Source organism: Luteimonas sp. Soil_C_16, assembly GCF_057657295.1.
This window is the reverse complement of the sequence record NZ_JBDGIS010000002.1, coordinates 1-16344: the sequence shown is the minus strand read 5'-3', so window position 1 is coordinate 16344 and position 16344 is coordinate 1. Positions and strand designations below refer to the sequence as shown.

Annotated in this window: 19 protein-coding genes and 4 tRNA genes; 15 read left to right on the top strand and 8 right to left on the bottom strand. The window is 68.9% G+C overall.

Going from position 1 to position 16344, the window contains the following annotated elements; translation table 11 throughout:
- The first annotated feature begins 30 nt into the window (after positions 1 to 30).
- The gene (locus AC3A5T_RS03885; protein WP_487627456.1) at positions 31 to 480 is read left to right on the top strand and encodes a hypothetical protein; all 450 of its coding nucleotides are present in this window, start codon (positions 31 to 33) and stop codon (positions 478 to 480) included.
- A gap of 4 nt (positions 481 to 484) precedes the next feature.
- Here the strand turns inward: AC3A5T_RS03885 and AC3A5T_RS03880 are convergent, their stop codons facing one another.
- From AC3A5T_RS03880 to wrbA, 3 genes are all read right to left on the bottom strand, one after another.
- The gene (locus AC3A5T_RS03880; protein ID WP_332079655.1) at positions 485 to 973 is read right to left on the bottom strand and encodes an asparaginase domain-containing protein; all 489 of its coding nucleotides are present in this window, start codon (positions 971 to 973) and stop codon (positions 485 to 487) included.
- Between the two features lie 75 nt (positions 974 to 1048).
- A complete protein-coding gene (locus AC3A5T_RS03875) occupies positions 1049 to 1396 on the bottom strand; it encodes a DUF2069 domain-containing protein (RefSeq protein WP_487627851.1) in 348 nt (115 codons plus the stop codon).
- Between the two features lie 5 nt (positions 1397 to 1401).
- Positions 1402 to 1995: an NAD(P)H:quinone oxidoreductase gene (gene wrbA, locus AC3A5T_RS03870; RefSeq protein WP_487627455.1), complete on the bottom strand. Its 594-nt coding sequence runs from the start codon at positions 1993 to 1995 to the stop codon at positions 1402 to 1404.
- Between the two features lie 348 nt (positions 1996 to 2343).
- Between wrbA and AC3A5T_RS03865 the strand changes: the two genes are divergently transcribed.
- Positions 2344 to 3618, top strand: coding sequence for a YihY family inner membrane protein (locus AC3A5T_RS03865; protein WP_487627454.1), 1275 nt, complete (start codon positions 2344 to 2346; stop codon positions 3616 to 3618).
- On the top strand, positions 3615 to 4181 hold the full coding sequence (locus tag AC3A5T_RS03860; protein ID WP_487627453.1) for a TlpA family protein disulfide reductase: 567 nt from the start codon (positions 3615 to 3617) through the stop codon (positions 4179 to 4181). Before AC3A5T_RS03865 ends, AC3A5T_RS03860 begins: the two co-directional genes overlap by 4 nt.
- A gap of 7 nt (positions 4182 to 4188) precedes the next feature.
- Here AC3A5T_RS03860 and ppk2 read toward each other — a convergent pair whose 3' ends face one another.
- The 5 genes from ppk2 to hemA form a co-directional block, all read right to left on the bottom strand.
- The gene (ppk2, locus tag AC3A5T_RS03855) at positions 4189 to 4965 is read right to left on the bottom strand and encodes a polyphosphate kinase 2 (protein WP_487627452.1); all 777 of its coding nucleotides are present in this window, start codon (positions 4963 to 4965) and stop codon (positions 4189 to 4191) included.
- A 24-nt stretch (positions 4966 to 4989) separates the two neighbouring features.
- Positions 4990 to 5331, bottom strand: coding sequence for a helix-turn-helix domain-containing protein (locus tag AC3A5T_RS03850; RefSeq protein ID WP_232134440.1), 342 nt, complete (start codon positions 5329 to 5331; stop codon positions 4990 to 4992).
- Positions 5331 to 5852, bottom strand: coding sequence for a molybdenum cofactor biosynthesis protein B (gene moaB / locus AC3A5T_RS03845; RefSeq protein ID WP_487627451.1), 522 nt, complete (start codon positions 5850 to 5852; stop codon positions 5331 to 5333). Before moaB ends, AC3A5T_RS03850 begins: the two co-directional genes overlap by 1 nt.
- A gap of 93 nt (positions 5853 to 5945) precedes the next feature.
- Positions 5946 to 7028: a peptide chain release factor 1 gene (prfA, locus tag AC3A5T_RS03840; RefSeq protein ID WP_487627450.1), complete on the bottom strand. Its 1083-nt coding sequence runs from the start codon at positions 7026 to 7028 to the stop codon at positions 5946 to 5948.
- Entirely contained in the window at positions 7006 to 8304 is a 1299-nt protein-coding gene (gene hemA / locus AC3A5T_RS03835) for a glutamyl-tRNA reductase (RefSeq protein ID WP_487627449.1), read from the bottom strand. Before hemA ends, prfA begins: the two co-directional genes overlap by 23 nt.
- A 92-nt stretch (positions 8305 to 8396) precedes the next feature.
- Here hemA and AC3A5T_RS03830 point away from each other — a divergent pair, with 92 nt between their 5' ends.
- From AC3A5T_RS03830 to AC3A5T_RS03775, 12 genes are all read left to right on the top strand, one after another.
- On the top strand, positions 8397 to 10094 hold the full coding sequence (locus AC3A5T_RS03830) for a tetratricopeptide repeat protein (RefSeq protein WP_487627448.1): 1698 nt from the start codon (positions 8397 to 8399) through the stop codon (positions 10092 to 10094).
- On the top strand, positions 10091 to 10768 hold the full coding sequence (lolB, locus tag AC3A5T_RS03825) for a lipoprotein insertase outer membrane protein LolB (protein WP_487627447.1): 678 nt from the start codon (positions 10091 to 10093) through the stop codon (positions 10766 to 10768). The genes AC3A5T_RS03830 and lolB overlap by 4 nt, the downstream gene beginning before the upstream one ends.
- Positions 10765 to 11637: a 4-(cytidine 5'-diphospho)-2-C-methyl-D-erythritol kinase gene (ispE, locus tag AC3A5T_RS03820; RefSeq protein ID WP_487627446.1), complete on the top strand. Its 873-nt coding sequence runs from the start codon at positions 10765 to 10767 to the stop codon at positions 11635 to 11637. Before lolB ends, ispE begins: the two co-directional genes overlap by 4 nt.
- Before the next feature lie 69 nt (positions 11638 to 11706).
- A tRNA-Gln gene (locus tag AC3A5T_RS03815) sits at positions 11707 to 11779 on the top strand.
- 90 nt (positions 11780 to 11869) lie between these two features.
- Positions 11870 to 12829, top strand: a complete 960-nt coding sequence (locus AC3A5T_RS03810; RefSeq protein WP_487627445.1) for a ribose-phosphate diphosphokinase — start codon at positions 11870 to 11872, stop codon at positions 12827 to 12829.
- Positions 12830 to 12912: 83 nt separating this feature from the next.
- Positions 12913 to 13572 (top strand): 50S ribosomal protein L25/general stress protein Ctc, encoded by a 660-nt coding sequence (locus AC3A5T_RS03805; protein ID WP_332079670.1) that lies wholly within the window; start codon positions 12913 to 12915, stop codon positions 13570 to 13572.
- 45 nt (positions 13573 to 13617) lie between these two features.
- The gene (gene pth, locus AC3A5T_RS03800) at positions 13618 to 14196 is read left to right on the top strand and encodes an aminoacyl-tRNA hydrolase (protein WP_487627444.1); all 579 of its coding nucleotides are present in this window, start codon (positions 13618 to 13620) and stop codon (positions 14194 to 14196) included.
- A gap of 225 nt (positions 14197 to 14421) precedes the next feature.
- Entirely contained in the window at positions 14422 to 15513 is a 1092-nt protein-coding gene (gene ychF, locus AC3A5T_RS03795) for a redox-regulated ATPase YchF (protein WP_487627443.1), read from the top strand.
- 248 nt (positions 15514 to 15761) lie between these two features.
- Positions 15762 to 15847 (top strand) — tRNA-Tyr (locus AC3A5T_RS03790).
- Positions 15848 to 15911: 64 nt separating this feature from the next.
- Positions 15912 to 15985, top strand: a tRNA-Gly gene (locus AC3A5T_RS03785).
- A 38-nt stretch (positions 15986 to 16023) separates the two neighbouring features.
- Positions 16024 to 16099: transfer RNA gene (locus AC3A5T_RS03780), tRNA-Thr, on the top strand.
- Positions 16100 to 16177: 78 nt separating this feature from the next.
- A partial coding sequence (locus AC3A5T_RS03775) for a GTP-binding protein (protein WP_487627850.1) occupies positions 16178 to 16344 on the top strand: 167 nt, incomplete at its 3' end.

Sequence of the window (16344 nt, the reverse complement as noted above, 5' to 3'; positions counted from 1 at the left end):
ACGCAGACGCGTGCCCCCGCGGAGACCGCCATGCACCGTCCTCATCCCCACTTCGCGCGGCGCTTCGGCGCCGCGTTCTTCGTTCCGGCCCTGCTGCTGTCGGGATGCGCGATGGGCGGCGATCCGCCCGCCACCCCCTCCAGTGAGGTCAGCGCCATGCAACAGCGTTTCATCGTCCGCTACGTGCCGGGCAGTGCGCCCGAACGCGATCCGGCGCTGGTCGCCGACCGCATCGCCGAAAGCGCCCGCGGCGCGGGTCTGATCGACGCGAAGGGGATGCCGGGCAAGGTGACCTGGCTGCGCCGGCTCGCGGTCGGCGCCGATGTCGTCTCGATCGATCCCGAGCTCGATGCGGCGCAGACGCAGCGGCTGCTCGAGGCGCTCAATGCCGAGGCCGATGTCGAGTACGCCGAACCCGACGGTCGCATGACCATCGGTCCGGGGCCGGAGATGCGGATGCGCGGACCCGCGGTCGACTGAGCCGTCAGCCCAGCGGTTCGAAGCGGTTGGCTTCGACGTTCTTGCGGACCTTGAGCGGGTCCCAGATGCGGCCGTTCATCGCCACGTAGACGCCCGGCGGCTTGGACTGCACGGCGCCGACGGCGGTGCCGATGTTGAACTCCGCATCCGAGCCGCGGAACCGCGCCGGGCTCAGCGCGCCGGTCAGGATGATGGTCTTGTCGCTGATCGAGGACAGCACCTTGGCGGTCTCGACCATCGAGTCGGTGCCGTGGGTCAGCAGCACGTGCTTCGCCGGCTGCGCGGCGATCGTCGCGCGGATCAGTTCGCGGTCGTCGTCGGTGATGTGCAGCGAATCCTTGCGGATGATCGGAATCACCCGGAACCGGAACGCGACGCCGAGTTCCTCGAGCATGCGTCCGATCTGCGGATCGCCGACCTGGAAATCCGACTTGTCGTCGAAGTAGATCTTGTCGATCGTGCCACCGGTGGTGACGATCAGCAGTTCGTCCATCGTGATGCGGTCCTGCAGGGCAGCGAATCGGGCCGCCCATGATACCGGCGCGGGCGACATCCGCCGCCAGCGCGTTCAGCCCCTGGGCGGACGCCCCTTCGAAAAACGCGCCCGCATGCCGGGCAGGCTGGCCGAGAACACCACGGCCAGCGACAGCGCGATCCCGGCCCACGGCCACAGGCCCAGCTCGGGATGCGACCACGCGTACATCACGCCGTGCGAGAACCAGAACAGCGCGGCGATGCCCGACCACAGCGGCGCGCTCGGACGGCGCAGCAGCACCCCGGCGAGCAGCACCAGCGGCGGCAGCACGAACACCAGCAGGGCCGCGCCGAAATGCGCGTCGTTGCGATACCAGGCGGCGTAGAGCACGGCGATCAGCACCAGCGACGTCGCCAGCACGCGCGTGGCGGGCGGACGCATTCCGCTCATGCGCCGAGCTTCGCGGCGAGCGTGGCGATGCGGCGTCCGAGCGCGCGCGCGAGCACGGCTTCCTCCTCGCTCGGCTGGGGATCGTCCTGCTGTCCGGCGACGTGGCTGGCGCCGTACGGCGTACCGCCGCCGCGCGTGGTGGTCAGTGCCGGCTCGGTATACGGAATGCCTGCGATCACGCAGCCGTGGTGCAGCAGTGGCACCAGCATCGTCAGCAGCGTCGCTTCCTGGCCGCCATGCTGGGTGGCGGTCGAGGTGAACACCCCGGCGGGTTTACCGACCAGCGTGCCGCTGGCCCATTCGGCGCCCAGTCCATCGAGAAAATGCTTCAGCGGCGCGGCCATGTTGCCGAAGCGCGTCGGGCTGCCGAGCAGCAGGCCGGCGCATTCGGCGAGATCCGCGCGGTCCACGTACGGCGCGCCGTCCTCGGGCACCGGCGGCGCCGCCTGCTGCGTGACCGCCGCCACCGGCGGCACCGTGCGCAGCCGCGCCTGCATGCCGTCGACCTCGCCGATCCCGCGTGCGATCTGCCGGGCGAGGCGGGCGACCGACCCGTTGCGGCTGTAGTAGAGGACGAGGATGTCGGGCATGGGGACGCCTGTTTGCGGGAAAGGAACGTGCAGGATCTGAAGCGTTTCGCGTGTGCAGCGGCAGACGCTCGCAAGCGTCGCGCACTCTGCATTCTCGCGCAGTGGGCGATGCGTGGGGAGTCGATCGCGCCCGGCACGCCCCTGGATACCGTCATTGCGGCGAATGCCGGAATCCAGCGCCTTCCAGTCGGGCGCCCGCACTGTGCATAGAGCGAGCGCTGGACGACCCGTCATGCAGGTTGTGAAAACCCGGCTTCCGTCAGATGACGGCTGCGGTCTGACGGAAAGACCGCGTCGGCACCAAACCTTCATGCATCTCCACCGAGACCGCTTTGCTACGCTTCGCCGATGGAGCCACTCGCCACTTTCAACCGCTGGACCGACCGGATGGCGGACCGCGCACGCGCGCTGAGCTTTTCCCGCTTCCTGTGGCGTCGCTTCATCGACGACCGCCTGTTCGAAGCCGCGGGCGCGCTCGCCTTTACCACCGTGTTCGCGCTGGTGCCGCTGTCGATGGTGGTGTTCGGCGTGCTGTCGGTGTTTCCGGCGTTCGGCCAGTGGCGCGACCAGCTCAGCGACTACATCTTCTCCAACTTCGTGCCCGACTCGGCGCGCGCGGTGGAGCAGGTGCTGCTGCAGCTGTCGACCAATACCGGCCAGCTGACGACGATCGGCGTGATCGCACTGGTGATCTCGGTGCTGGTCACGCTGCTCAGCGTGGAGACCACGTTCAACCGCATCTGGCGGGTGAAGTCGGCGCGGCCCACGTTCGGGCGCTTCCTCGTCTACTGGACCGTGCTCACCCTGGGTGCGCTGGTGGCGACGGCGAGTCTGGCGGTATCGGCGCGGTTCTTCGCGCTGGAAATCTTCAGCACCGATTCGGGCCGTCTGCTGCGCGGGCTGATGCTGTGGGCGGCGCCGATGCTGATCGAACTCGCCGCGTTCACGACGATCTTCCGCGTGGTGCCGCACCGCACCGTGCAGTGGCGACACGCGCTGGCCGGCGCGACGCTGGCGGTGATGCTGTCGGAAGTCGTGAAATGGGCGATCGGCCTGTACCTCGGCAGCTTCGATGCCTACGAGAAGATCTACGGGCAGATCGCGTTCCTGCCGATCTTCCTGCTGTGGGTGTATCTGAGCTGGGTGGCGATCCTGCTCGGCGCGTCGTTCGCCTCGTCGATTTCAGCGTTCCGCTACCAGCCCGCGCACATGCGCCTGCCGCGCGGTTTCGAACTCTACGGCCTGTTGCGCATGCTGGGCCGGTTCTCGGCCGCGCGCGTGCAGGGCCGCGGGCTGCACAGCGACGAGATCCAGGCGCTGGAGCCGATGCTCACCGACACGCTGGTGCAGCAGATGCTCGCGCAGCTGGAGGAAATCGCGCTGCTGCGTCGCGCCGAATCCGGTGAATGGATCCTCGCGCGCGATCTCGACGGCCTGACCGTCGGCGAACTCTACGAAGCCTGTGACCTGCGCATCCCCGTCGTGGAAGCACATCTGCCGTGCCGCGACGATGCGCTCGGCGTCTCTGCTTCGGCCGCCCTCGACGAACTGCGCATTCCGCTGCGCGACCTGCTCAAACGGCGGGTCGGCAGCCTCTACGACTCCCCGGAGATTTCCGCATGAACCGCCTCGCCTCCTGCATCGCACTCGTCCTGTTGCTCGCCGCCTGCAAGCCCGATGGCCAGGCGCCTGCCGATGGCACCACGCCGCCTGCCGCAACGCCGGCGCGCGCGCAGGCCGAAGCCGCGCCACGGCCCGAAGCGAAGACACATCCCGCGCTGAAGGTCGAGACGATCGACGGCGGCAGCTTCGATCTCGCCGCGCATCGTGGCCAGTGGGTGGTCGTGAACTTCTGGGCGACCTGGTGCGCGCCTTGTCTCAAGGAGATGCCGGAACTCTCGGCGCTCGACGCGATGCGCGAGCACGTGCAGGTGATCGGCCTCGCCTACGAGGAGATCGAAGCCGACGACATGCGCGCGTTCCTGCAGAAGCACCCGGTGGTCTATCCGATCGCGATCGTCGACACCTTCGACCCGCCGGCCGATTTCGACACGCCGCCCGGCCTGCCGATGACGTATCTGATCGGCCCCGCGGGCCAGGTGGTCGAGAAGATCCTCGGCCCGGTCACGGCCGAGCGGCTGGAAACATTGATCGCCGGCGCGGGCGGGCCTGCTGTCGAAGCCTGAGGCGCGCTCAGTCTTCGAACGGCGCGAGCGGCGGCAGCACGTCGTAGCGCTCCGGCCGCGGCGTGCGCTTGAGCTTGGGGAAGCGCAGTGACGGCGCGTCGACGTGGCTGTCCGGCAGCCGGTCGAGCAGGTCGCGCAGCAGCGTCAGCCGGCCGCGGCGCTGGTCGTTGAAATCGACAAGCGTCCACGGCGCGTGCGGGGTGTGCGTCGCACGCAGCATGATGTCGCGGGCGCGGGTGTAATCGTCGTAACGCGTGCGCGCGGCGACATCGACCGGCGACAGCTTCCAGCGCTTGAGCGGATCGTGCAGGCGCTCGGCGAAGCGCGCTTCCTGCTGCGCCTGGTCGCAGCCCAGCCAGTACTTGAACAGCAGAATGCCGTCGTCGACGAGTTGCTGTTCGAACGCGGGCGCCTGGGCGAGGAAGGTGTCGACCTGCGACGGCGTCGCATAGCCCATCACCGATTCCACGCCGGCGCGGTTGTACCAGCTGCGGTCGAACAGGGCGATCTCGCCGGCCGACGGCAGATGCGTCACGTAGCGCTGGAAATACCACTGGCCCGCCTCGCGATCGCTGGGCTTGGGCAACGCGACGACGCGACACTGGCGCGGATTGAGATGCTCGGAGATCGACTCGATCGCGCCGCCCTTGCCGGCGGTGTCGCGGCCTTCGAACAGCACCAGCAGGCGGCGGCCGCTGTGCTGCAGCCAGCGGGCGACCGCGGCGAGTTCGATCTGCATCGGTTCCAGAGCGGCCTCGTAGGGCTTGCGCTTGAGCGGTTTCATCGCGGGCTCCTGTGCGGTGGAACGCTAGTCGCGTGACTTGCGCGGCGGCGCCTGCGCCATCGTGCGGGCGACTTCGAGCAGCGCGCCCTGCTGGCGCGTGTTGAGCGTGCGGTACGCGGCGAGCAACTCATGCTCGCCCTTGGTGCGTGCCGGGTCGAGCGTGGCGGCGAGGGTCGCCAGCAACGCGCCGGCCGGAACGCCGAACGCGCGGGCCAGTGCATCGAGCTGCGCGCTGCCGGGGGTCTTCTCGCCACGCATCCAGGCCGACACCGTGGCGGCACCGACGCGCGGAATCGCGGCGGCGATCTCCGCGGCGGTCAGGCCGCGGGCCTTGGCGAGCAGACGCAGCGTCTGGTCGAGGGCCATCAGGCTTCTTTCAGGCGGGGACGGATCGTCGCCAGGTTGCAGGGTTTCGTGCGCGCGTCGAGCTGGTGGCGGACGATCTTCTCCCACGCCGTGCGGCAGGCCGAGGTCGAGCCGGGCAGGGCGAACACGAAGGTCGCATTGGCGAGGCCGGCGAACGCGCGCGACTGCAGCGAGGACGTGCCGATCTCCTCGACCGACACCGCGCGGAACAGTTCGCCGAAGCCCGGCATTTCCTTGTCCAGCAACGGCAGCAGCGCTTCGGGCGTGGAGTCGCGGCCGGTGAAACCGGTGCCGCCGGTGACGAGGATGCCGTCGACCGTGGGGTCGGCGATCCACTTCGACACCAGCGCGCGCATCGCGTAGCGGTCGTCGGGCAACAGGGCGCGTTCGGCGATCCCGTGGCCCGCGCCGGTCAGGGACGCGACGAGGTAGTCGCCCGAACTGTCGGTGTCGAGGGTGCGACTGTCGGACACCGTCAGCACGCAGATCTGCAAAGGGATGAAATCGGTCTGGCTGCTCATCCGGCGAGGGTACTCCACCCGTGTCGACGGCCGCATCGGGATGCGCGGTCGCGGTCGTGCATCCACATGGCTCACTTCAGGCCGCGTTGCGACTCACTGCGCGGTCATGCGCGCGAGTTCGTCGGCCTGATGTTCCTGCGACAGCCGCGCGATCAGGCCATCGAGATGGCCTTCGAGCACGTTCGGCAGGTCGTACAGGGTGAGGCCCTCGATCCGGTGATCGGTGATCCGGCCCTGCGGATAGTTGTAGGTGCGGATGCGCTGGCTGCGGTCGCCGCTGCCGACCTGCAGCTTGCGCACCTCGGCGGTCGCGGCGGCGCGGCGTTCGGTTTCGGCGTCGGCCAGCATCGCGCGCAGGCGCTTCATCGCCTTGTCGCGGTTCGCGTGCTGGCTGCGCTCGGTCTGCGATTCGACGACGACGCCGGTCGGCACGTGGGTGATGCGGATCGCCGAGTCGGTCTTGTTGACGTGCTGGCCACCGGCGCCGGACGAGCGGAAGGTGTCGACCTTGAGGTCGGCCGGGTTGAGTTCGATCGGCTCGCCCGCGTCCTCGATCGGAATGATCGCCACGGTCGCGGCCGAGGTGTGGATGCGGCCCTGCGATTCGGTCTCGGGCACGCGCTGCACGCGATGCGTGCCGGACTCGAACTTGAGCCGTGCATAGGCGCCGCTGCCGTCGACCGCGGCGATCACTTCGCGGAAGCCGCCGTGTTCGCCGGTGCTCGCCGATTCCACCTCGACGCGCCAGCCCTGCCGCTCGGCGTAGCGCTGGTACATGCGGAACAGGTCGCCGGCGAAGATCGCGGCCTCGTCGCCGCCGGTGCCGGCGCGGATCTCGAGATAGAAGCCGCCGTCGTCGCGCGCATCGCGCGGCACCAGCAGCGCCAGCAGATCGGCTTCCAGCGTTTCCAGACGCGCATCGGCGGCGGCGATTTCTTCCTCTGCCATCTCGCGCATGTCGGCATCGTCGAGCAGCGCGCGCGCGGCCTCGCGGTCGTCCAGCGCGCGGCGCTCGTCGGCCAGCGCGTTCGATACCGGTTCGAGCTGGGCGAACTCGCGCGACAGCGCGCGGAACCGCGACTGGTCCGCGACGGTCGAGGGGTCGGACAGCAGGCGTTCGAGTTCTTCGCGGCGTTCGGCCAGCGCTTCGAGCTTACGGCGCAGGGTCGGCAGCATCGGGTGTCCGGGGCTCGGGGTCGGGCGGCAGCAGCGCATCGAGGCTGTCGGCCAGGGTGTCGTCGCCGCGCAGCGCGGCGTCGCGCAGCGCGGTGGTCGGCAGATGCAGCAGCCGGTTGGTCAGCGTGTGCGCCAGCAGTTCCAGCACCGCATCGGGCGACTGCCCGGCGGCGAGTTGCTGGCGCGCGCGGGCGAGCGCTTCGCCACGCACCGCTTCGCCATGCGCGCGCAGGCGCTTGACCGGCGCCAGACGGCCGCGCGCGGCGTTCGACTCGCCGAAGCGGGTGACCTGCAGATCGATGATCGCGTCGGCATCGGCGGCGGCCTCGCGGCGGCCGCGACGGTTGTCGTCGAGCGTGCGTTCGAGATCGTCGACGGTGTAGAGGAACACGTCGCGCAGTTCGGCCACGTCGGGCGCGATGTCGCGCGGCACCGCCAGATCCATCAGCAGCATCGGCCGGTGCTTGCGCGCGGTGAGCGCAGCGGCGACCTGCGCGCGGCCGATGATCGGTGTGCGGCTGGCGGTGGCCGACAGCACGATGTCGGCGAGGAACAGATGCCGGTCCAGTTCGTCGAGCGGCAGCGCGATGCCGCCGTGGCGCGCGGCCAGCTCCTGCGCGTGCGCGTAGGTGCGGTTGGCGATCAGCAAGCGCTTGACGTTGGCCTGCGCGAGATGGCGCGCGGCCAGTTCGATGGTCTCGCCGGCGCCGATCAGCAGCACCGCCGAGTCGGCCGGCCGCGCGAACGATTCCTGCGCCAGACGCACCGCGAGCGATGCGACCGACACCGGGCTGTTGCCGATGCGCGTCTCGCTGCGCGCGCGCTTGGCGGTGACGAACGCATGCTGGAACACGCGGTCCAGTTCGCTGCCGAGCGTGCCGGCCGCGCGCGCGCTGGCCCAGGCCTGCTTCACCTGGCCGAGGATCTGCGGCTCGCCGAGCACAAGCGAATCGAGCCCGGTCGCGACGCGGAACAGATGGCGCACCGCGTCGGCGTCGCGATGCCGGTACAGATAGGCCTGCAGCGAACCGCCGGCCAGCGCCGCGTCGTCGCCCGGATGCGTCGCCAGCCAGTGCGCCAGCGCGCTGCCATCGTCGTCGCACACGGCGTAGAGCTCGGTGCGGTTGCAGGTCGACAGCAGCGCCACCTCGCGCACCGGAGGCAACGCACGCAGCTGCGCCAGCGCCGCATCGAGCGCGTCGCCGGCGAACGCCACCCGTTCACGCAGGGCGACCGGCGCGGTCTGGTGGTTGATGCCGAGTGCGTAAAGGCTCATGGGCGGGCGTGCCTGTCGGAGACGCGATTCCGTTCAGGCGCTTGCGATAAGCTGCGGACGAAGGCGCCCATTTTACGGCCCGGTTGCCCCAGATGCCCGTTTTCTCTCCGCCCCGGACCGCGCGGCTGCGCGCCGCCCTGCTGGTGCCCCTGCTCGGACTGGCCTGCGTGGCCCATGCCCAACGCGGCGATCTCGACCGCACCGACAGCCTGCACCAGGATCTGCTGGGCGCGACGCTCGCCGGCGAGTTCGCGGTGCAGGCCGGTCGTCTCGACGAGGCCGCCAACTGGTATCTCGACGCCGCCCGCCAGTCCGACGGTGATCCCGGACTGGCCGAGCGCGCCACCCGCATCGCCCTGCTGGCCGGCGACGACCGCCGCGCCGCGCAGGCGCTGGACCTGTGGCGCCGCCATGCGCCCGATTCGCTGCCGATGCGCGCCGCCGAGGCTACGTTGTCCCTGCGCGCGGGTCGCGACCGCGTCGCCCGCCGTCAGCTCGAAGCCCTGCTGCGCAGCGGCGATCCGGCCGGCTGGCGCCATGCCTTCACCGTGCTCGGTGGCGGCGCCCGCGACCAGGCCCAGGCCGCGCGCCTGCTCGGCCAGCTCGTCGACAGCGGTGCCATTCCCGATACGTTGCAGGCCTGGATGGCGTTCGGCGGCCTCGCCCAGCGGCTGGACCGCACCGATCTGACCGAACGCATCCTCGAGAACATCGTCGCGCGTTTCCCCGGCGAGCCCCGTGTCGCGCTGCTGCGCGCGAGCCAGTTGCGCGAATCCGGTCGCCCCGACGAGGCGCGCCAAGCGCTCGCCGCGCTCGGCGATGCCGCCTTGACCGGCCCGGATCTGCGCATGGGCATCGCCGGCGAGTACGAAGCGCTGGGCGATCTGGCCGATGCCGAGCGCACCCTCGCGATGGGGCCGCAGGACGGCCGCACTTACGTCCTGCGTGCGTCGTTGATGGCGCGCGCCGAGAACAAGGTCGCGCTCGCCGCGCTCTATGAAGAGGTCAAGGCCGTCGCGCTGACGCCGAACCCGGCGCAGCGTCTGCTGCTCGGCCAGATGGCCGAATATCTGGAGCAGTACGACGAGGCGCTGGACTGGTACCAGACCGTGCCCGGCGGCCCGGAGCGCGCGCAGGCCCGTCTGCGTGGCGCCCGCGTGCTGCACGAGCTCGGTCGCCGGGATGATGCCTGGGCACGACTGCGCGAGCTGCAGTCCGATGGCACGTCCGACGAGGACATGCGCCGCAACGCCTACCTGCTCGAAGCGGAACTCCGGCAACAGGGCGACGACCCGGCCGAACTCGACGTCTACAACCGCGGCCTGGCCGCGATGCCGGACGATCCGGCGGTGCTCTATTCGCGGGCGCTGATGTGGGAGCGCCGCGACGACATCCCGCGTGCGGAAGCCGACCTGCGCCGCGTGCTGGTGGCCGATCCCGAGAACGTCGCCGCGCTCAACGCGCTGGGCTACACCCTGGCCGATCGCACCACGCGCTACACCGAAGCACTGGAACTGATCGACCGCGCGCGCGTGGCCGAGCCCGACAACGCCGCGATCATCGACAGCTACGGCTGGGTGCTCTATCGCCTGGGCCGCAACGAGGACGCCCTCGTCGAGCTGCGTCGCGCGTTCTCGATGATGAAAGACGCCGAAGTCGCCGCGCATATCGGCGAGGTGCTGTGGGTGCTCGGTCGCCACGACGAAGCGCGCAAGTATTTCGACGAAGCCCGCGCGATCGATCCGGAGAACCGCTCGCTGATCCGCGCGCTGGAGAAGACCGGCGCATGAACATCCGGATCGCATGTACCGCGTTGATGGCGTTCGGATTGGCCGCCTGTACCAGCGTGCCGGTACGGCCGCCGCTGCAGACCGTCGATCTCGCGCCCGCCGCGCTCGCCGATGCGCAGGCGCGGCTCGAAGCGCGCGAAGCCGCGGTGCGTGCGCTGCCGCAGCTCGCGTTCAACGGTCGCGTCGCGATGTCCAATGGGCGCGACGGCGGCAGTGGCCGCATCGAATGGCTGCAGACCGGCGGCGATTACCGGGTGACCCTGAGCGCGCCGGTCACCCGGCAGAGCTGGCAGCTGCAGGGCGGTCCGCAGGGGGCGCGCATCGACGGCCTCGACGGCGGTCCGCGCGAAGGTGCCGATGTCGGTCTGCTGCTGCGCGAGGCCACCGGTTTCGAGATTCCCGTCGCCGCGATGGCGGCCTGGGCCGCAGGCGCGCGCGCCGATGTCGCGGTGTCGGGCCCCGCCGAGGTCGCGTTCGACGCCGGCGGCCGGCTGGCGCGCGTGCAGCAGGACGGCTGGACCATTGATTACCTCGAATGGCAGCCCGAGCCGGCCGCGGGCGCTGCGCCGGCCCTGCCGACCCGCATCAACGCCCAGCGCGGCGATGCGCGGGTCCGCCTGATCGTCGACAGCTGGACGCCCGCCGACACCACGGCTCCGCGCGCGACACCATGAGCGATGCGGATCCCGCCGGCGGCTGGTCGATCTGGCCGGCGCCGGCCAAGCTGAACCTGTTCCTGCGCATCACCGGTCGTCGCGAGGACGGCTACCACGCGTTGCAGACCGTGTTCCGGATGCTCGACTGGGGCGACACGATCCGCCTGCGGCCGCGCGCCGATGGCCGGCTCCGCCGGATCGGCGACTCCGTGCCGGGCCTCGCCGAGGCCGACGATCTCGTCATCCGGGCCGCGGGGCTGCTGCAAAAAGAAGCAAACGTGTCGTCAGGTGTCGACATCGCCGTCGAAAAACGGATTCCGTCGGGCGCGGGTCTCGGCGGTGGATCGTCCGACGCGGCCACCGTCCTGCGGGCGCTCGATCGCCTCTGGCAGCTCGATCTCGGCGAGGACCGCCTCGCCGCGATGGGCCTCACGCTGGGCGCCGACGTGCCGGTTTTCGTCCGCGGCCGCAATGCCTGGGCCGAAGGGGTCGGGGAGTCGCTGCTGCCGATCGACCTGCCGTCGGCCTGGTACGTCCTCGCCGATCCGGGCGTGCACGTGAATACCGCGGGTCTGTTCCAGGCCCCTGAATTGACGCGAAATGCTGCACCCGCGACAATGGCGGACTTCGTTTCAGGTGCATCGCTCGGCAATGCGTTCGAGCCGGTCCTGCGTCGCCGAGAACCCGCCGTCGAGGCGGTGTTCGAGGTGTTGGCAGAGGTCGGAACGCCACGCTTGACCGGGACGGGCAGCGGCTGCTTCGTCGAATTCGCCACGCGCGAATCCGCCGAAGCCGCGCAGGCGCAGGTCGCATCACGGGTGTCGTCCCGTGTGGTCGGCGGCGCGGCGCGATCGCCGTTGCTGGATGCGCTCGAAGCGGGAGGTTGAGGGCGGTGGCTGGTGGGTGTCGATTCGCGGTGCATGCGCCGAGTCGACATCCACGAATCACCGCTTTCTAGGGGCGTCGCCAAGTGGTTAAGGCACCGGGTTTTGATCCCGGCATTCGCAGGTTCGAATCCTGCCGCCCCTGATACCCGTGCCGGATCCTGCGTGGTGATCGCCACGTGCCGGCATGGCCACTCCTCCATCCGCTCGGTCAGAGCGACGCGGAACCGCAGACATGAAAGAAGAGCGCAATCTCCTGATCTTCTCGGGCAACTCGAACCGTCCGCTGGCCAAGGCCGTGTGCCGCGAACTCGGCGTGCGCCAGGGCAAGGCGCTGGTCTCGACGTTCTCCGACGGCGAAGTCCAGGTCGAGATCGAAGAGAACGTCCGCCGCCAGGACGTGTTCGTGATCCAACCGACCAGCGCGCCGTCGGCCGAGAACCTGATGGAACTGCTGGTGCTCATCGATGCGCTCAAGCGCGCCTCGGTGGCCAGCGTGACCGCGGTGATCCCGTACTTCGGCTATTCGCGCCAGGATCGCCGCCTGCGTTCGACACGCGTGCCGATCACCGCGAAGGTCGTGGCGAAGATGGTCACCGCCGCCGGCGCCGACCGCGTGCTGACGATCGACCTGCACGCCGACCAGATCCAGGGCTTCTTCGACATTCCGGTCGACAACGTCTACGCCTCGCCGCTGCTGCTGGCCGACATCTGGCGCGCGCACGGTACCGACAACATGGTCGTGGTCTCGCCCGACGTCGGTGGCGTGGTCCGCGCCCGTGCGATCGCCAAGCGTCTCGACGACGCGGATCTGGCGATCATCGACAAGCGCCGTCCGCGCGCCAACGTCGCCACCGTGATGAACATCATCGGCGACGTGAACGGCAAGACCTGCGTGCTGGTCGACGACATCGTCGACACCGCCGGCACGCTGTGCGCCGCGGCCGCCGCGCTCAAAGCGCAGGGCGCCACCAAGGTCGTCGCCTACTGCACCCACGCGGTGCTCTCGGGCGCGGCGATCGACAACCTCAACAAATCGCAGCTCGACGAAATGGTCGTCACCGACACCATTCCGCTGTCGGAGGCCGCGCGCAACTGCACGCGCATCCGCCAGCTCAGCGTCGCCGAGCTGCTGGCCGAGACGATCCGCCGGATCGCGTTCGGAGAATCGGTCAGTTCGCTCTACGTCGACTGACCTGCTGCAACGTCTCGTCTGGTCGCGGACGAGATGCTTCACCGCCGCGAGGCGGTTTCAATCCTGAAAAGTGAATACAGAACATGGCTACCACGCATGAAATCAAGGTGCAGCGCCGCGAAGACGAGGGGAAGGGTGCGAGCCGCCGCCTCCGTCTTGCCGGCAACGTGCCTGCCGTCGTCTACGGCGGCGACCTCAAGCCCGTCAGCATCGAGCTGAGCCACAACGATGTCTGGCTCGCCAGCCAGCACGAGTGGTTCTACGCGTCGATCCTCGACCTGAGCCTCAACGGCGACGTCCAGAAAGTGCTGCTGCGTGACATGCAGCGTCATCCCTTCAAGCAGCAGATCATGCACCTGGACTTCCAGCGCGTGAACGCGAACGAGACGATCCGCACCGCCGTGCCGCTGCACTTCCTCAACGAAGACACCTCGCCGGCCGGCAAGGCGGCCGACGTCGTGATCACGCACGAGCTCAACGAAGTCACCGTGACCTGCCTGCCGGGCGATCTGCCGGAGTTCATCGAGATCGATCTCGGTGCGATGGTCGTCGGCGACATCGTCCACCTCTCGCAGGTCAAGCTGCCGAAGGGCGTCGAGATCCCCGAGCTGGCGCTGGGCGCGGACCACGACGTCGCCGTCGTCGTCGCCAAGCACGGCCGCGTGGAAGCGGAGCCGGAAGACGAGGCCGACGACGCGTCGGCGGACGTGCCGGCCACCAAGGCCGCGAAGGACGACGAGTAATCGTCGCGCGGGTGCGCCTTCGGGCGCGCCCGCGTTGCCGTCACGATGGCAGGACTGCGACTGATCGTCGGGCTGGGCAATCCCGGACCCGAGCATGCACGGACCCGGCACAACGCCGGGTTCCGTTTTGTCGACGAACTCGCCGCCAGGGCGGGCGCGTCGTTCCGGCTCGACAGCAAGCTGTTCGGCGAGACCGCGAAGGTCGACATCGCCGGCCAGCCGGTCTGGCTGCTGAAGCCGGCCACCTTCATGAATCTCAGCGGCAAGTCGGTCACCGCCGCGCTGCGGTTCTGGAAATTCGAACCCGAACAGGCGCTGCTGGCGCACGACGAACTGGATCTGCCGCCGGGGACCGCGCGGTTGAAGTTCGACGGCGGCCATGGCGGCCAGAACGGGCTGCGCGACACGATGCAACTGCTCGGTCACGGTCGTTTCCATCGGCTGCGCATCGGCATCGGCCATCCGGGCAGCAAGGACAAGGTCACGCCGTGGGTGCTCGGGCGTGCGAACGCCGACGACGACATCCTGATCGGACGCGCGATCGACGATGCGATCGACGTGCTGCCGCTGGCGATGGACGGCAATTTCATGGATGCGATGACGCGGCTGCACACGCAGCGGTGAAGCCGTCAGGGCGCGCGTGGCGCGCTGTCAGCGCACCTTCGGTGCGGTCGGTCGGTCAGTAACTTCGGCGCCATGGTCCGCCTGGCGATAGAATTCCTGCCTCTTCCGGGCGTCTATTCGCAGTGTTCTCTGTTCGGCTGCTCCGCAGCTTCCACTGACGCAGGCGGCGCAGCCGCCGACTGACTCCCCTCACCAGCGGCGCAGCCGCCATCTGACGGACTCCACATGGGCATCAAATGCGGCATCGTCGGCCTGCCGAACGTCGGCAAGTCGACCCTCTTCAATGCGCTGACCAAGGCGGGCATCGCCGCGGCAAATTTCCCGTTCTGCACCATCGAGCCGAACGTCGGCATCGTGCCGGTGCCGGACCTGCGCCTCAATGCGCTGGCGGCGATCGTCAAGCCGCAGAAGGTACTGCCGACGGCGGTGGAATTCGTCGACATCGCCGGCCTCGTCGCCGGCGCGGCCAGTGGTGAGGGCCTGGGCAACAAGTTCCTGTCGCACATCCGCGAGGTCGACGCGATCACCCACGTCGTGCGCTGCTTCGAGAACCCCGACGTCATCCACGTCAACAACAAGGTCGACCCGATTGCCGATATCGAGACCATCGATACCGAGCTCGCGCTGGCCGATCTGGATTCCGTCGAGCGCGCGCTGCAGCGCGCCGAGCGGTCGGCCAAGACCGGCGACAAGGACGCGAAGATCCGCGCCGAGGTGCTGGGTCGCGTGCACAAGGGCCTGGCCGACGGTCAGCCGGTGCGCGCGCTGAAGCTCTCCGACGACGACAACGCGGCGATCCGCGACCTGTTCCTGCTGACCGCCAAGCCCGTGCTGTACATCGCCAACGTGCTCGAGGACGGTTTCGAGAACAATCCGCATCTCGACGCCGTGCGTGCACGCGCAGCGGGCGAGGGCGCCGAGGTGGTGCCGGTGTCGGCCGCGATCGAGGAAGAACTCTCGCAGCTCGACGATGCCGACCGCGACGCATTCCTGGCTGATCTGGGTCTCGACGAGCCCGGCCTGAACCGCGTGATCCGCGCCGCCTACGGCCTGCTGACCCTGCAGACCTACTTCACCGCGGGCGTCAAGGAAGTGCGCGCGTGGACGGTCAAGATCGGCGCGACCGCGCCGCAGGCGGCTGCGGTCATCCACACCGATTTCGAGAAGGGCTTCATCCGCGCCGAAGTGGTCGGCTACGACGACTTCATCCGCTACAACGGCGAGTCCGCCGCGAAGGACGCGGGCAAGTGGCGTCTGGAAGGCAAGGAATACATCGTCAAGGATGGCGACGTGATGCATTTCCGCTTCAACGTCTGACCGGCCCCTGTCGTCGGGCTTCGCGAAAGGCGCCTGCGGGCGCCTTTCGTGCGTCGGGGCGCGATGGATGCACGGAAATTCGCACGCGGCCATGGCGCCGCGGCGCCGGGACGGTTAAGATGCGCGCCCGTCTGCAAGGTCATCGGCCAGGCGACGGGTCCGGTGAAATCCAGCGCCTTCCAGCGTTGACAGAACCGGGAACTGGCCCCAAAATCGCGGGCTGTTTTCACCGGCAACACGAAAGCGCCGGAGGGATACCCAAGCGGCCAACGGGGGCAGACTGTAAATCTGCTGGCTTACGCCTTCGGTGGTTCGAATCCACCTCCCTCCACCATCTTTCGAGTGCGGTGGAAACAAGTGCAGTGCGACAGGTTGTAATGCGGTATGCGGGTCCCGGTGCGGGAGTAGTTCAATGGTAGAACCTCAGTTTTCCAAACTGATTACGAGGGTTCGATTCCCTTCTCCCGCTCCATTGAACGTTTCAGGCGGTACCCTCAGTTCCACATCGTTGCTCACGTAGCTCAGTCGGTAGAGCACCTCCTTGGTAAGGAGGAGGTCGAAGGTTCGATTCCTTTCGTGAGCACCATCCTCCGCGGCTCCGCTTCCAGTGCGGATCCGACGCGGCACGCAGTCACCACCTCACCAGATTCGAGATTAGGCAGCCATGGCAAAGGGTAAGTTCGAGCGCACCAAGCCCCACGTGAACGTGGGCACGATTGGTCACGTTGACCACGGCAAGACGACGCTGACGGCGGCGCTGACGAAGATCGGTGCGGAGCGTTTCGGCGGCGAATTCAAGGCCTACGACGCGATCGACGCGGCGCCGGAAGA

Excerpts from the sequence above, each read along its gene's own strand:
- AC3A5T_RS03885 (WP_487627456.1), top strand. The coding sequence starts at position 31 with ATGCACCGTCCTCATCCCCACTTCGCGCGGCGCTTCGGCGCCGCGTTC.
- AC3A5T_RS03880 (WP_332079655.1), bottom strand. The coding sequence starts at position 973 with ATGGACGAACTGCTGATCGTCACCACCGGTGGCACGATCGACAAGATC.
- AC3A5T_RS03875 (WP_487627851.1), bottom strand. The coding sequence starts at position 1,396 with ATGCGTCCGCCCGCCACGCGCGTGCTGGCGACGTCGCTGGTGCTGATC.
- wrbA (WP_487627455.1), bottom strand. The coding sequence starts at position 1,995 with ATGCCCGACATCCTCGTCCTCTACTACAGCCGCAACGGGTCGGTCGCC.
- AC3A5T_RS03865 (WP_487627454.1), top strand. The coding sequence starts at position 2,344 with ATGGAGCCACTCGCCACTTTCAACCGCTGGACCGACCGGATGGCGGAC.
- AC3A5T_RS03860 (WP_487627453.1), top strand. The coding sequence starts at position 3,615 with ATGAACCGCCTCGCCTCCTGCATCGCACTCGTCCTGTTGCTCGCCGCC.
- ppk2 (WP_487627452.1), bottom strand. The coding sequence starts at position 4,965 with ATGAAACCGCTCAAGCGCAAGCCCTACGAGGCCGCTCTGGAACCGATG.
- AC3A5T_RS03850 (WP_232134440.1), bottom strand. The coding sequence starts at position 5,331 with ATGGCCCTCGACCAGACGCTGCGTCTGCTCGCCAAGGCCCGCGGCCTG.
- moaB (WP_487627451.1), bottom strand. The coding sequence starts at position 5,852 with ATGAGCAGCCAGACCGATTTCATCCCTTTGCAGATCTGCGTGCTGACG.
- prfA (WP_487627450.1), bottom strand. The coding sequence starts at position 7,028 with ATGCTGCCGACCCTGCGCCGTAAGCTCGAAGCGCTGGCCGAACGCCGC.
- hemA (WP_487627449.1), bottom strand. The coding sequence starts at position 8,304 with ATGAGCCTTTACGCACTCGGCATCAACCACCAGACCGCGCCGGTCGCC.
- AC3A5T_RS03830 (WP_487627448.1), top strand. The coding sequence starts at position 8,397 with ATGCCCGTTTTCTCTCCGCCCCGGACCGCGCGGCTGCGCGCCGCCCTG.
- lolB (WP_487627447.1), top strand. The coding sequence starts at position 10,091 with ATGAACATCCGGATCGCATGTACCGCGTTGATGGCGTTCGGATTGGCC.
- ispE (WP_487627446.1), top strand. The coding sequence starts at position 10,765 with ATGAGCGATGCGGATCCCGCCGGCGGCTGGTCGATCTGGCCGGCGCCG.
- AC3A5T_RS03810 (WP_487627445.1), top strand. The coding sequence starts at position 11,870 with ATGAAAGAAGAGCGCAATCTCCTGATCTTCTCGGGCAACTCGAACCGT.
- AC3A5T_RS03805 (WP_332079670.1), top strand. The coding sequence starts at position 12,913 with ATGGCTACCACGCATGAAATCAAGGTGCAGCGCCGCGAAGACGAGGGG.
- pth (WP_487627444.1), top strand. The coding sequence starts at position 13,618 with ATGGCAGGACTGCGACTGATCGTCGGGCTGGGCAATCCCGGACCCGAG.
- ychF (WP_487627443.1), top strand. The coding sequence starts at position 14,422 with ATGGGCATCAAATGCGGCATCGTCGGCCTGCCGAACGTCGGCAAGTCG.